Here is a 13835-nt window from a genome sequence, read left to right as displayed (position 1 = left end):
TGGTTAATTAGTAAGACCTTACAAGGTAGCCTACCTTGTAAGATTGGTATCTGCCACCGTCCGCTGATCGCTCTTTGGGGCCAGTCTGTTCTTATCTAAATCGTATTTAAAAAATTGCTGATTAGGCAAGGAATAAATTAAGTTAGTTTATTCGATTCTAGCCCATCTAATTTTTCGCAACATACGTTTTAAGGCCGCACTTTTGAGGGGTTTTGGTAAAAACAAAAGATCGGCTCTTTGCGCATTTTCACGCATGATATCGCTACGATCAGATGAATTAAGGATGCCAGGTACTTCATATTGCAGTTTTTTTCTAAGGTTTTCGGCAATATCTAATCCGGTCAACTGGTGATCTAAATGATAGTCTAAAAGCATTAAATCTATGTGTTCATTTACGTCTACTTTTTCAAGATCACTTAAGTTTTCTACGGTGATCACTTTTGCTTCCCAACTTTCCAATAATTGCACTACCGCTTCACGGGTTTGCGGATCGTTTTCGGCTAATAAAACGGTTCTACCATGCAAAATCTCGGTTTTTGCTAATAAAGCGTCGGCGGTTTTAACGGGATTTTTAAGGCGTTTACCAAGTGGTAATGAAACGGAAAAGTTGCTGCCTTTGCCAAGCTGCGATTGTAATTGGATGGGGTGGTTTAGGAGTGTCGAAACTCGATCCACAATCGTTAAACCTAAGCCCAATCCTTGTTGAATGTTGGTTTTGTCTAACTGTTTAAATTCCTCAAAGATATGGTCTTGGTCTGCCGTTGAAATACCTGGCCCAGTGTCTAGAACACAGACTTTAATATGTTGTTTGTTTCGGCGGCAGCCCATTACTATCTTTCCAGACTGCGTATAACGAATAGCGTTTGATAATAAGTTTTGAATTATGCGTTTTAGTAACTTTTTATCCGAAATTACCACTGCGCTGCTAGGTACGTATATCAAGTTCAATTTTTTGCGCTGGGCGATAAGGTTAAAGTCATTAAATAAAGGCGATAAAACATCATCAATGGGGAACTCTTGAATATGGGATTCAAGTACCCCGGATTCTAGTTTTGTCATGTCTAAAAGCAGTGAAAGTAGTTCTTCAGCGTTATTGATAGAGTCATTTAAAGATTGGCTTAATAGTTTTATTTCCGGTTCGTTTGATTTTTGCTGTATTAGTTCACCAAACAAACTTGCCGCATTGAAAGGTTGCATTAAGTCGTGTCCTGCAGCGGCTAAGAACTTCGTTTTACTCTCATTTGCTCTTTCGGCAAGCAGCTTGGCTTTGGTTAATGCTTGATTGGAATGTTTAAGTTCTTCAGTACGCAGATCCACGCGTTTTTCCAATTGCGATTTGGCTAGTTCTAATTGCTGTTGAATTTCCATATATTCTGTAATATCGCTGTAGGTGGTAACAAATCCACCGCCGGGCAGTGGGCCGCCATTGAGCTCTATTACCTGTCCGTTTGGTTGTTTTCGTACATATTTATAAATACTTCCTTGCTTGATATATTCAATTCGTTTGTCTATTTCCTGTTGAGGGTTCTCGATACTACCAAATAGCCCTCGTTGGGCGTTAAATGCCAGAATTTTTCGCATGGAGATGCCGGCATGAATATATCCCTCAGGATAGTCAAACATTTCAATATAGCGTTGATTCCACGCAATTAATTTTAATTCAGGATCAATTACACTAATGCCTTGTTGGATATGCTCAACACTGGATTGCAATATTTCGTGGTTGAATTGAAAGGTTTGCGCTGCTTCTTCCATCCATTCCACTAACTCGGTAAGTGGGACTTCATCTTTTTCTGCGATGGCTGAGATTAATATTCGTGAACTTGCTCCGCCTATTTTAGCCGCCAACATACCTTCCACAGATTCAACAATACTCATGCTAGCAAAGCTGTTCAAATCGACATTACCAAGTTTGCTTTTTAGGCCTTTAATTTCTTCTTCATTAAGCACATTTTGTGTCAGAGCCAATAATTTTGAGAGCTTAATTGGATGTTTTTGAGGAAGGTTATTTTGGGAATGATTAGCTTGGTTTACAGGTTTAGTGGGAGAGCACCAGGCAATGATGCAAAAACATATTCCATTAGCGAGTAAACTGAATATAAAGCCACGCCCCAACTCTAAATCTGTGGGAGTAGGATCAAAATAGTAGCTTGATGTAATACTGGGCCAAAGCAACCAATAAAACCAACCTGCCGAACCCACGAGTAGACCAATATAGGCGGCCAATTTATTGGATTTCTGCCAATATAGGCTAAGGAGCATCATCGGAAAGGTTTGCGCCAATAAAGCCATGGCAATAATACCACTATTGACCAGTGGCGAGCCTGAGCTAACATCTTTGTGATAAAAATAGGAGACGGCTAATACCGAAGCTATGGTCAAGCGTCGAATAAATAAAATGATGGAAGGACTTAAATTATTCTGGTTTTGGTTAATTAATTTAAATTTGACCCAAACAGGGGTAATCAGGTTATTGGAAATCATTATTCCGACCGCTAGCGTCGCCACCACTACCATGCTAGTTGCAGCGGCTAAGCCACCTACGAAACTGACTAAGGTTGTTAGAGCACTATTTGCATTTAAGGGCAGGGCGAGTGCATAGATGTCTGTGGAAACTTCCTGTTTATCAAACAATATGTGACCAGCAAGGCCGATGGGAAGAACGAACAAACCCATGCCCACCAAGAATAGTGGAAATAGCCACCTAGCCGTATTTAACTCAGTGTTCGATTTGTACTCCACGAAATTCACATGAAATTGCCGTGGTAAACAAAACATTGCACATATTCCTAAAAATACGTGGCTTACATATACCCACATTCCTGAGTTCGTCTGTAAAACCTGCTGTGCTTTGGAGGATAACTGTGCTTTACCCATTAAATCGAATATGCCGTTGAATAATTCATAACAAACGAATATGCCAACAAAACTTAGGGCAATAAGCTTCAACGATGATGCAAACGCAACAGTGAGCATTAATCCGGGCTTTTTATCGGTTAAATCAAAAGAGCGAGCTCCAAGAAATATGGCTAATACAGCAAGTACTACAGCAACATAAAGCCCCATTCTAGTAGAGGACTCATTGGTTAACAGAGTTAAGCTATCTACAACTGAATCCAGTTGCAATGCGACATAAGGCACCACGCCAATAAAACATAACAATGACACTATGGCCGCCAGTAGGTTTGCACTGTTGTATTGCACTCCAATAAAATCGGCAAGCGAACTGATGTTATTTCGTTGACATATCTCCGCCATTTTTTTCATCGCACCAAAGCCTAAAAGCATCACCAAAATAATGCCTAAATATGTAGGTACAAACGCCCAGCCGTATTGGGTAGCTTGGGTTGTGGTGCCGAAGAATGCCCATGACGAACAATGAACGCCCAAAGCTAAACTATAAATGATGGGATGTTGTCGCCCTTGTCGTAAATATTTATCACCTAAATAACCTACTAGGAATAAAGCGATTAAATAAACAAATATGACAGTAGACATGGAAACAAGGGTAAACATGGAGTAATTCTTATCCTTCTGCAGCGGCTATTTGTTGAAATATCGTTATTTTTATTAGCCAAACTCACTATAAAACCCTTTGCTTTTAATTCCAATTGGAAATGTTTTTTCTATTTCATTAAAAAAACTGGGGTCTTTACCCTTGAAGCCGTTTAAACAAACCCCATTAATAACGCAACTCGAAAATAAACCGATTTAAGTTAAGTGAAAAAGGCGATGGAGTAAGGCATGAGCAAAGAGCAACAGCCAACAGATAATAATCAACAGGAACAACCTGAATTCAATCAAGCAGAACAAGCTGAAGTTGAACAAGCGGCTGAAAATGCCGGTGCCGGAGATTCCGAACAAACAATTGCAAAGTTACAAGAAGCGTTAGCAAAAGCTGAAGCAACAGTGAATGAGCAGAGAGATTCGGTTTTGCGTGCCAAAGCTGAAATGGAAAATGCTCGTCGTCGTGCAGAGGCCGAAGTGGAAAAAGCACGTAAGTTTGCTTTAGAACGTTTCGCAGGAGAGCTTTTGCCAGTGGCAGATAATCTGGAAAGAGCTATTCAATTAGCCGATCCTGATAATGAGTCTCTCAAACCTATGATAGAAGGTGTAGATATTACCCTTAAGTCATTTGTAAGCACAGTAGAAAAATTCGGATTGAAAGTGATTGACCCACAAGGTGAACCCTTCAACCCAGAGTTGCATCAGGCAATGTCGATGCAAGAAAATGCAGAGTTATCGCCCAATACGGTGATGGCTGTAATGCAAAAAGGCTATGAAATTAATGGCAGGTTGTTACGTCCTGCAATGGTAATGGTTTCTAGAGCCCCTGAAGGTGGCGTAGACATCGAAGCATAAGGGTTTTTGTGGAGATTTTTTTACATTTAATGTTGAAAAAAATCAAAATAACCCCACAAATACTAAGACTTAGTTTTAATAATTTTTTATGGAGACACGCTAATGGGTAAGATCATTGGTATCGACTTAGGTACAACAAATTCATGTGTCGCAGTTTTAGAAGGCGACAAAGTTAAAATTTTAGAAAATGCAGAAGGTGATCGTACAACGCCATCTATTATTGCATACAGTAACGACGGTGAAACTTTGGTAGGTGCTCCTGCTAAACGCCAAGCTGTTACTAATCCACAAAACACTTTATATGCTATCAAGCGTCTTATCGGTCGTCGTTGGGAAGATAAAGAAGTTCAACGTGATATCGACATTATGCCATTCTCTATCAGCAAAGCTGATAATGGTGATGCATGGGTAGAAGTGAAGGGTGAGAAATTGGCTCCGCCACAAATCTCAGCTGAAGTACTGAAAAAAATGAAAAAAACAGCTGAAGACTACTTGGGTGAAAAAGTCACTGAAGCCGTTATCACTGTTCCTGCTTACTTTAATGACTCTCAACGTCAAGCGACTAAAGATGCCGGTAAAATTGCTGGTCTAGAAGTTAAACGTATCATCAATGAGCCAACTGCTGCTGCACTTGCATACGGTATGGATAAGAAAAAAGGTGATAATGTTGTTGCCGTTTATGACCTTGGTGGTGGTACTTTCGATATTTCAATCATTGAAATTGATGAAGTTGAAGGCGAGCACACGTTTGAAGTACTTGCGACTAATGGTGATACTCACCTAGGTGGTGAAGATTTTGATAACCGCGTAATCAATTACTTGGTTGACGAATTTAAGAAAGATCAAGGCGTAGACTTGCGTAAAGATCCTCTAGCAATGCAGCGCCTTAAAGAAGCTGGTGAGAAAGCGAAAATTGAATTGTCTTCTGCACAACAAACTGAAGTCAATCTACCTTATATTACTGCTGATGCTTCTGGTCCTAAGCACCTTACAATCAAAGTAACTCGTGCTAAGTTAGAATCACTTGTTGAAGATATGGTTAAAGAAACTCTTGAGCCAGTGAAAAAAGCGCTAGCAGATGCAGACTTATCAGTAAGTGATGTTAACGACATTATCTTGGTTGGTGGTCAGACACGTATGCCATTGGTTCAAAAGTATGTAACTGAATTCTTCGGTCAAGAACCTCGTAAAGATGTTAACCCTGATGAAGCTGTTGCTGCAGGTGCAGCGATTCAAGGTGGTGTTTTAGCCGGTGACGTTACAGACGTATTGTTACTTGATGTAACACCTCTATCTCTTGGTATTGAAACCATGGGCGGAGTGATGACTGCGCTGATTGAGAAAAACTCTACGATTCCTACTAAGAAATCTCAGACGTTCTCAACTGCTGAAGACAATCAGTCTGCGGTAACCGTACACGTATTACAAGGTGAGCGTAAGCAAGCTGCTGGTAACAAATCTCTAGGTCAATTTAATCTAGAAGGTATTCGTCCAGCGCAACGTGGCGCACCTCAAATTGAAGTTACTTTCGATATTGATGCTGACGGTATTTTACATGTATCTGCTAAAGATAAAGATACAGGTAAAGAGCAGAAAATCACCATCCAAGCTTCTTCTGGTTTAAGTGAGTCTGAAGTTGAGCAAATGGTAGCTGATGCAGAAGCGAATAAAGATGCGGATGCGAAATTTGAAGAAATGGTACAAACACGTAATCAGGCTGATGCCATGATCCACGGTACCAAAAAACAAATTGAAGAAGCCGGTGATGACTTGCCAGCTGAAGATAAAGCTACTATCGAAGCGGCAATTGAAGCACTTGAAACAGCTGTGAAGAGCGAAGATAAAGCTGAAATTGAAGCTAAAACTCAAGAGTTGATTCAAGCTTCTGCTAAGTTGATGGAAATTGCTCAAGCTAAAGCTGCTGCTGATGGTGCTGCTGCGGGTGCAGAACAACCTCAAGCAGAAACAGCTGAAGGCGAAGACGATGTTGTTGACGCTGAGTTTGAAGAAGTTAAAGACGACAAAAAATAAGCGTCTTAACCTGTCAATTGATAGGTGAAATATAAAAGCAGGCGCAGAAATAACCTTTCTGCGCCTTTTAAGTGTTATCCCCTTGTTACTTAATTTCGCGTTTAGGTGGCAAGGGGATAAGCCCGAATAATAAGGGCATCTAACGTTGCTCAAGTTCAAACACAGTAAGTTGTGTTTGTCATCAAAAAGGATAAACAAGCGATATGTCGAAGCGAGACTATTATGAAGTGCTTGGAGTTAGCAAAAGTGCTGACGAGCGCGAAATTAAAAAGGCATACAAACGCCTCGCCATGAAATATCACCCTGACAGAACTAAGGGTGATAAAGCCATGGAAGAAAAATTTAAAGAGGTGCAAGAAGCTCACGAAATCCTAACCGATTCGCAAAAGCGTGCGGCGTATGACCAATATGGTCACGCAGGCGTTGATCCTAACCGAGGCGGCGCTGGCTTTGGTGGTGGGGCTGATTTTGGCGATATTTTTGGCGATGTGTTCGGCGATATATTTGGCGGTGGCGGCGGTGGTCGTGGCGGACGTCAGTCACGTGCTCGTCAGGGCTCCGACTTACGTTATAATTTAGAACTAAGCCTAGAAGAAGCTGTGCGCGGTAAAAGTGTTGAGATAAAAGTTCCGACACTTGTCGCTTGTGAAGTCTGTGATGGTTCTGGTGCCAAAAAAGGCACTAAACCTACTACTTGCCCAACTTGTCATGGTAATGGCCAAGTTCAAATGCGTCAGGGCTTTTTTGCCGTACAGCAAACCTGTCCTACATGTAACGGTCGTGGTCAAATTATTGCTGATCCTTGTCGTGCTTGTCATGGCCATGGTCGAACAGAAAAAACAAAAACCTTATCAGTCAAAGTTCCTGCTGGTGTAGATACCGGTGATCGTATTCGTTTAACCGGTGAAGGTGAAGCGGGTGAAAGCGGGGCACCTCCAGGTGATTTGTATGTTCAAGTGCATGTACGTGAACATAATATCTTTACCAGAGATAGCAATAATTTATATTGTGAAGTGCCATTAAGCTTTACGGTAGCGGCCCTAGGTGGCGATATTGAAGTGCCTACACTCGATGGCAAAGTTAAGCTGAAAATCACGCCAGAAACGCAAACTGGTAAGCTTTTCCGTTTACGCGGTAAAGGGGTTAAATCTGTACGAAGTGGCAGTGTCGGCGATTTAATGTGCCGAGTTGTGGTTGAAACGCCGGTTAACCTTAATAGCAAACAAAAAGAGTTATTGCAGGAATTGAACAACTCCATGGGTAAAGGTGACGAAGCTGCTAAGTACCGTCCAAAAGAGAAAGGCTTTTTCGATGGTGTGAAGAAATTCTTCGATGACTTAACCAGTTAAATAGAAAATTAGTGGTATGATAAAGACGCCATCTTTATGGCGTCTTTTTTTACACCTAAGATTTATGCTTTAATTTATGTAGTGGCTACTTACAGTAAATAACTTTGTTTAAGCATTCAGACTTAAACAAATGTTTCACTAATTTATTGTTGATTTATAACGATATAACAATGTAAATTGCTTTTGTAAGTCGAATCTAAGTCTATGAATCCAATAAACTATCCATTTAATCGAGGTCAATATGAAAAACATTATCGCCCCTGCGATGTTAGGTATTACATTGTTAACTGCAAGCTTTGCTTCAGTAGCAGTTACAGCTGCTAAGTCTGAAAAACATGCAGGTGACGCAGTTGAGTACCGCCAAGCTATATTGCAATTAGTGAAAAGTAACGTTGGGATTATGGGCGCTATGGCAAAAGGTCAAGTCCCGTTAAGTGCCGAAACTTTAGAAAAAAATGCAACGCGTATAGAACAGTTATCTTTGATGATGGACGATTATTTTTCCGTTGATACAAGTAAGTTCAGTGTTGATACCGAAGCATTACCAGCGATCTGGAAAGATTACCCTGACTTCCAAACAAAAATTACCGCATTAACTGAAGCTGCAGCTAACCTAAAAATGGCGGCTGCAAGTGGAGATGAAGGTCAGTTAAAAGCTAACATTGGCGCAGTGTTCAAATCTTGTAAAGGTTGCCATGATTCTTACAAGGCCGAATAGCACCTTGTAAGAACCCATTTTTAATTAGAAATAGTAGTCCATTTCGGGTACAGGTGCTGCAACAGCAATTAACCAGTACAGAAAGGCTGCAATTATAATTGCAATAATCAGCGCTAATAATAATCTTGATGAACCGATACTGCTTTGCGCAGCATCGGTTTTTTTACCTGTAATCATCGCTCCAACTAAGGGGATTTTCCGACCGAATTGATACCAAGCAATGGCGACTATGTGTATGCCAGCAATGGCCAATATAACGTTGAAAATTTTATGGTGTAAACCATCCAGCCACCCTTGAGTTTCACTGCTTACCGCAGACATATAAGGTCCTGATGCAAGCACATCGTCACTGGCAAATAACCCAGTAACAGCTTGAGCACCAACTATTAAGATAACCGCCGGGACTATAAGGCCTCCCAAAGGATTGTGACCTGTGAAGTGCGGGTTTTGGGCTTGCAAAAAAGATCTTAAATATTGCCAGATAGCTTTGGGAGGATATAAAAAGTTACTGAATCTGGCATATTTGGGACCAACTAGTCCCCAAATCAATCTGAAGATTATTAAACCTAAGATGAAGTAACCAATATAAAAGTGATAATCCATATATTCACTACCTAATTCGGCTGTTATCCATTGGGATACTAACGCCAGCACCAATAGCCAGTGAAAAAGCCTAAGGGGTAAATCCCAGATTAATTTCTTCTGCATTTTGATTTTTCTCCAAAGAGGTCAGAATATAGTCAAGTTAATTAAGATCGTTCAATACTTATTATTACGCCTTACTGTTTACATCCAAGAACGATTTAGTTCGGAGACGGTAAACAAAGAGCTACTTAAAAGTCTTTTGCCATCAAGCTGATTTATAAAAGGAATAGTTAAGGCACCTGAGGCCATAACGATGCTTATGGTAGCTAAATTGCGCTTTCTCATCATACGACTTTGAATGAATTGAGTTTGTTGTACTTTATATTTTGGAAAGCTGTAAAAATCCACGCCGAATAATCCTTTTCTAATATAAATATACTCTTCATCATCGGCATAACCCCAACGTTTCCATCGACAATATATCAAAAATACTATCAATCCACTTGCAAGCTGTGTGAGTAAAATACCGAAAATGCCTGAATTTGAAAAAGTGATTGCGCTTATAAGCAGATTAAAAGGGATTAACCACAAAACTTGACGCAAAATAAACCTTTTACTGATGCTGTGGAAGCCAGTTTCATAGAGTTTATTATTCGGTAAGGCATCTTTGACTATGCTTTCTGCTTCTTGTTGAGTAACAGAGGGAACTAATATTTTATTTGTGTCTGCTTGTAAATCGTTACTATTTTGGCCTCCACTGCTATTTTGTTTTAGTTCTAAATTGATTCTGCCAAGCAGTACATCCAACCAATCTTGCTTTAGGGCAATTACTTGTAGGCGCGAACGTTTCATACTGACTTCTTGCTTGGTTAGTAGACCACTGCGCCGAATATATCGGTCTGTGGTTTTCGCCAATTTATAGTCGTAAAACAGAACGATAGAGCCCAGCACGGATAACAAGGTAACAGACAATGTAGCCAGTAGTATTAACGATAAAAAAGCTAATCCCAGTTGCCAGGCTGCCTGTGACTGTGTGTCAAAAAAGTGTTGATAATCAAAGCCTAACTGCTGTGCTATAGATGCTAAATAACGGGCAACATCATCATAAAAAGGCGCTAGAGCACCAATAATAATCCATACTCTATTGTTGGTTATACCGTGCAAGATTAGATCTTTGAGAGAACGTTGATTAAGTAATTCCTCATTCTCATTATTTAGTGGCGATTGCTCGTGGGTAGCTTGTTGGTTTGCTATTTTCCCTTGTGAACTATCATTTTCAGTTTGAACTTTGTTTAGAATGGATTTTTTTAATGTTTCGGCAAAATCTACAGGTAAAGCGACGATTTTAGCTTCTTGTTTTGTCGAACCTGCAGTATCGAGTTGCAAACAACAGGTATCAGTAAGTCGATAATACAGCGGAATTTCGATAGTCACGTTTTGAATTCGAGCAAAAGGTAAATCAACATGTGTTTTGGAAAAAACACCAGATCGAATTTCTACAGTCTCATTAATCAGTCGGAATGAATAAAAAGCATATTGAAGCCATGAGGAAATACCAATTAAACATAAAACACCCACTACGATAGGGAGCCAAATTTGTGGATTCTCTTGTACAGTGGAATAGCTTATTGCAACAGCTGGGAGTAAATAAATAGCATTATTGGCGGCTACTTTAATCCCACTTGCAATAAAATATAGCACCGCAATGGGCGATAGTTTCTGCCATTTTTCCGGATTAGATGCAGCCTTAATCTGGTCGTTATCCATTAGTGCGAACACCTTTATGGTCTAAGATAAACTGCCTGATTTTCTGTGCATCATGCAAACTCAGGCCTGGAATTTCAAAGGTATGAATAGAGCCGCCAGCACTAAAAACCTGTAATGATGCTAACTTGAAAGCACGCTCAATGGGCCCTCGTTTTAATTCAACGTGTTGTATTCGTAATATTGGCTGGCTATAAATTCTGCGGAATATTACACCGCAAGCAAAATGCAAATTGGTTTCTGTTAAACAATATTGTTTACATGGAATCGCAATATATAAATAGAGGCTAATTAGTATCGAAATGAAAAGTACTACGCCAACAGCTAGCGGGTAGGCTGCTAAGAGATCTGTTGGGAGTGCAATAAATGGCTGCCATCGCGTTAAAGTCATAATGAGCATAAAGACTATTGAAAACATCCAAATAGTGGAAATGGCCATAGGACGATAGCGAATATTTAGAGGTTCAAAATCAATTTCTAATGGATCAGGTAGGGCAGATGTTTCTAATACTTGATAAGTCACAATAGTTGGGCAACATTAATTTAGTTTACCTTAATGTAGCGGAATCAAATTTTGAATCAATATATATAAGGTTACAAAATCATAATGGCTTAAAAATTACCCATCAAATGATTCAATCAAATATAACTTATCGCGTTTTTACTGCTGCAAATTAGTGGTTTATATTGCACAATAATCGAAAATATTGATTAAGTGAGATGAGTAGAAAATGACAGGAATTGGTATTTTAGGCGCCAATGGCCGAATGGGACGAGTATTAATAGATGCAGCCCATTTAGACGCTAACATAACGTTGGCTGCAGCTTCAGTGCGAGAAGGCTCTAACTGGATAGGAATGGACGCTGGAGAATTAGCGGGTATTGGTAAACAAAATGTGGAAATTACTTCTAGCTTAGAGCATAACGCTGCTGAAATAGATGCCGTTATTGATTTTACGCTGCCTGATGTACTTGAACAAAACTTAGATTGGTGCGTAAAAAATAATAAGGCAATCGTTATTGGTACCACTGGGCTTAACGATAAACAAAAAGAAATGTTAACGCTTGCTTCAACTAAAATTCCGATTGTTTTTGCTGCGAACTACAGTGTTGGGGTTAACCTTATGCTGAATTTGGTTCGTCAAGCAGCCAAAACAATGGGGGATTCAGCAGATATTGAAATTCTTGAAGCCCATCACCGCTTTAAGAAGGACGCTCCATCAGGCACCGCTATGGCCATAGGGGAAGCTATCGCCGATGAAATTGGCCGTGATTTAAATCAATGTGCCGTGTACGGCAGAGAGGGCGATACTGGGGAGCGTAAGCATGAAACTATTGGCTTTGCTACAGTAAGAGCCGGCGATGTGGTGGGTGAACACACTGCATTATTTGCCGATATAGGTGAGCGTTTAGAGATTACTCATAAGGCATCGAGCAGGTTAACGTTTGCTAAAGGAGCGATAACCGCTGCTAAGTGGCTAATAGGCAAACCTAATGGTTTGTATTCAATGCAGGATGTGTTGGGATTTAATTAATCTATGCTCAATTTAGGGAAAAGGATAGATAAAAAACTATTACTTCTGCCTCTCTCCTAATTGAACGTTTTAATGATTAACCACTGAATTTTGAGTCAAATGCTCATTTTAGTAATTTTTCTACATTCTAATGGATCAAATAAAACCATTAGTGTATGATCTCGGGAATTTGCCAAATTTTCGGATTCGAGATGCTAAATCTCCCGAAAATACTAGCGGCGATGAAGTAAACGGGATGTAAATTAATAATTTCAACTCGTTTTTTATAGGGTTTTGATGCTTAGCTTGCAAAAAAACCTTGGGTTGTCCTTAATTAGGAGGTTGACTTGGCTATTTCTGCCCTTTTGGTGTTAGAAGACGGTTCTGTTTTCAAAGGCACATCTATTGGAGCTTCTGGTGTTTCTGTCGGTGAAGTGGTATTTAATACATCGATGACAGGTTATCAGGAGATTTTAACTGACCCTTCATATGCTGAACAAATTATTACCTTAACATATCCCCATATAGGTAATACTGGTACTAATGAAGAAGATGTTGAATCCACAAAAATTTGGGCTAAAGGCCTAATTATTCGAGACCTTCCTTTATTAGCTAGTAACTTCCGTAATCAATCTTCTCTTTCTGACTATTTGAAACATAACAATATTCTAGGTATTGCTGATATTGATACCCGCAGATTGACACGAATTCTACGCGATAAAGGTGCGTTAAAAGGATGCATTGTTACTGTTGATGAATTTAATCAGGATGATGTTTCCGAAGCCTTAACCGCGGCTAAAGCATTTCCCGGCTTGAAAGGCATGGATCTGGCTAAAGTTGTCACCACTGACAAAGCGTATCCTTGGCAAGACGGAGTGTGGTCGTTAGAAACTGGTTATGCTAAGAATGTAGAAGATTGTAAGTTTCACGTAGTTGCTTATGATTTTGGTGCCAAACATAATATTTTACGTATGTTAGTCGACAGAAGTTGCCGATTAACGGTTGTTCCTGCTACTACTCCTGCTGAAGAAGTGCTAGCCATGGAGCCTGATGGAATATTTTTATCTAATGGACCTGGTGATCCTGAACCTTGCGATTACGCAATTGCGGCCATTAAAAGTTTCTTAGAAACTGAAATTCCAATTTTTGGTATTTGCTTAGGCCATCAATTGTTAGCCTTAGCTAGCGGTGCGAAAACACAAAAAATGAAGTTTGGACATCACGGTGCTAATCACCCTGTAAAAGATTTAGAAGGTGATGTAGTGATGATAACCAGCCAAAACCATGGTTTTGCTGTGGATGAGTCATCTTTGCCTGATAATTTAGAGGTAACACACGTATCTTTGTTTGATAAGTCGTTACAGGGCATACGCAGAAATGATAAACCGGCATTTAGTTTTCAAGGTCACCCTGAAGCAAGCCCTGGTCCTCATGATGCAGCTCCTTTGTTTGACCATTTTATTGAGCTGATAGAAAAATCAAAATCAGCAACTACTTCAACTTCAGCTTGAT

The 13835-nt window shown here is 39.9% G+C and carries 10 protein-coding genes; 6 read left to right on the top strand and 4 right to left on the bottom strand.

Annotated elements, in window-relative coordinates:
* Window positions 1-147: 147 nt before the first annotated feature.
* Window positions 148-3516 carry a PAS-domain containing protein gene (locus ABJV04_RS19465; RefSeq protein ID WP_348493260.1) on the bottom strand — a complete coding sequence of 1123 codons (3369 nt, stop codon included), beginning with the start codon at window positions 3514-3516 and terminating at the stop codon, window positions 148-150.
* 228 nt (window positions 3517-3744) lie between these two features.
* Between ABJV04_RS19465 and grpE the strand changes: the two genes are divergently transcribed.
* From grpE to ABJV04_RS19445, 4 genes are all read left to right on the top strand, one after another.
* Window positions 3745-4362 carry a nucleotide exchange factor GrpE gene (gene grpE / locus ABJV04_RS19460; protein WP_348493259.1) on the top strand — a complete coding sequence of 206 codons (618 nt, stop codon included), beginning with the start codon at window positions 3745-3747 and terminating at the stop codon, window positions 4360-4362.
* Window positions 4363-4464: 102 nt separating this feature from the next.
* Window positions 4465-6393, top strand: coding sequence for a molecular chaperone DnaK (dnaK, locus tag ABJV04_RS19455; protein WP_348493258.1), 1929 nt, complete (start codon window positions 4465-4467; stop codon window positions 6391-6393).
* Window positions 6394-6596: 203 nt separating this feature from the next.
* On the top strand, window positions 6597-7742 hold the full coding sequence (gene dnaJ, locus ABJV04_RS19450) for a molecular chaperone DnaJ (RefSeq protein ID WP_348493257.1): 1146 nt from the start codon (window positions 6597-6599) through the stop codon (window positions 7740-7742).
* A 241-nt stretch (window positions 7743-7983) separates the two neighbouring features.
* Window positions 7984-8460, top strand: a complete 477-nt coding sequence (locus ABJV04_RS19445) for a cytochrome c (RefSeq protein ID WP_348493256.1) — start codon at window positions 7984-7986, stop codon at window positions 8458-8460.
* 24 nt (window positions 8461-8484) lie between these two features.
* Here ABJV04_RS19445 and ABJV04_RS19440 read toward each other — a convergent pair whose 3' ends face one another.
* From ABJV04_RS19440 to ABJV04_RS19430, 3 genes are all read right to left on the bottom strand, one after another.
* A complete protein-coding gene (locus tag ABJV04_RS19440; protein ID WP_348493255.1) occupies window positions 8485-9168 on the bottom strand; it encodes a cytochrome b/b6 domain-containing protein in 684 nt (227 codons plus the stop codon).
* A gap of 78 nt (window positions 9169-9246) precedes the next feature.
* A complete protein-coding gene (locus ABJV04_RS19435) occupies window positions 9247-10812 on the bottom strand; it encodes a PH domain-containing protein (RefSeq protein WP_348493254.1) in 1566 nt (521 codons plus the stop codon).
* On the bottom strand, window positions 10805-11332 hold the full coding sequence (locus tag ABJV04_RS19430; protein WP_348493253.1) for a PH domain-containing protein: 528 nt from the start codon (window positions 11330-11332) through the stop codon (window positions 10805-10807). The genes ABJV04_RS19435 and ABJV04_RS19430 overlap by 8 nt, the downstream gene beginning before the upstream one ends.
* A gap of 208 nt (window positions 11333-11540) precedes the next feature.
* Between ABJV04_RS19430 and dapB the strand changes: the two genes are divergently transcribed.
* Both dapB and carA read left to right on the top strand, forming a co-directional pair.
* Complete coding sequence (gene dapB / locus ABJV04_RS19425) at window positions 11541-12344, top strand: 4-hydroxy-tetrahydrodipicolinate reductase (RefSeq protein ID WP_348493252.1); 804 nt, start codon at window positions 11541-11543, stop codon at window positions 12342-12344.
* A gap of 326 nt (window positions 12345-12670) precedes the next feature.
* Entirely contained in the window at window positions 12671-13834 is a 1164-nt protein-coding gene (gene carA, locus ABJV04_RS19420; RefSeq protein WP_348493251.1) for a glutamine-hydrolyzing carbamoyl-phosphate synthase small subunit, read from the top strand.
* Window position 13835 lies beyond the last annotated feature (1 nt).

Source organism: Aliiglaciecola sp. (assembly GCF_039982535.1).
Taxonomy (GTDB): Bacteria; Pseudomonadota; Gammaproteobacteria; order Enterobacterales; family Alteromonadaceae; genus Aliiglaciecola.
The sequence above is the reverse complement of the archived record's forward strand: the minus strand, read 5'-3'. Positions and strand labels throughout refer to the sequence as shown.

Bases quoted from the DNA above. Each gene is read 5' to 3' on its own strand.
- dnaK (WP_348493258.1), top strand. From the start codon at position 4,465: ATGGGTAAGATCATTGGTATCGACTTAGGTACAACAAATTCATGTGTC.
- ABJV04_RS19445 (WP_348493256.1), top strand. From the start codon at position 7,984: ATGAAAAACATTATCGCCCCTGCGATGTTAGGTATTACATTGTTAACT.
- grpE (WP_348493259.1), top strand. From the start codon at position 3,745: ATGAGCAAAGAGCAACAGCCAACAGATAATAATCAACAGGAACAACCT.
- dapB (WP_348493252.1), top strand. From the start codon at position 11,541: ATGACAGGAATTGGTATTTTAGGCGCCAATGGCCGAATGGGACGAGTA.
- dnaJ (WP_348493257.1), top strand. From the start codon at position 6,597: ATGTCGAAGCGAGACTATTATGAAGTGCTTGGAGTTAGCAAAAGTGCT.
- ABJV04_RS19465 (WP_348493260.1), bottom strand. From the start codon at position 3,516: ATGTTTACCCTTGTTTCCATGTCTACTGTCATATTTGTTTATTTAATC.
- ABJV04_RS19440 (WP_348493255.1), bottom strand. From the start codon at position 9,168: ATGCAGAAGAAATTAATCTGGGATTTACCCCTTAGGCTTTTTCACTGG.
- ABJV04_RS19435 (WP_348493254.1), bottom strand. From the start codon at position 10,812: ATGGATAACGACCAGATTAAGGCTGCATCTAATCCGGAAAAATGGCAG.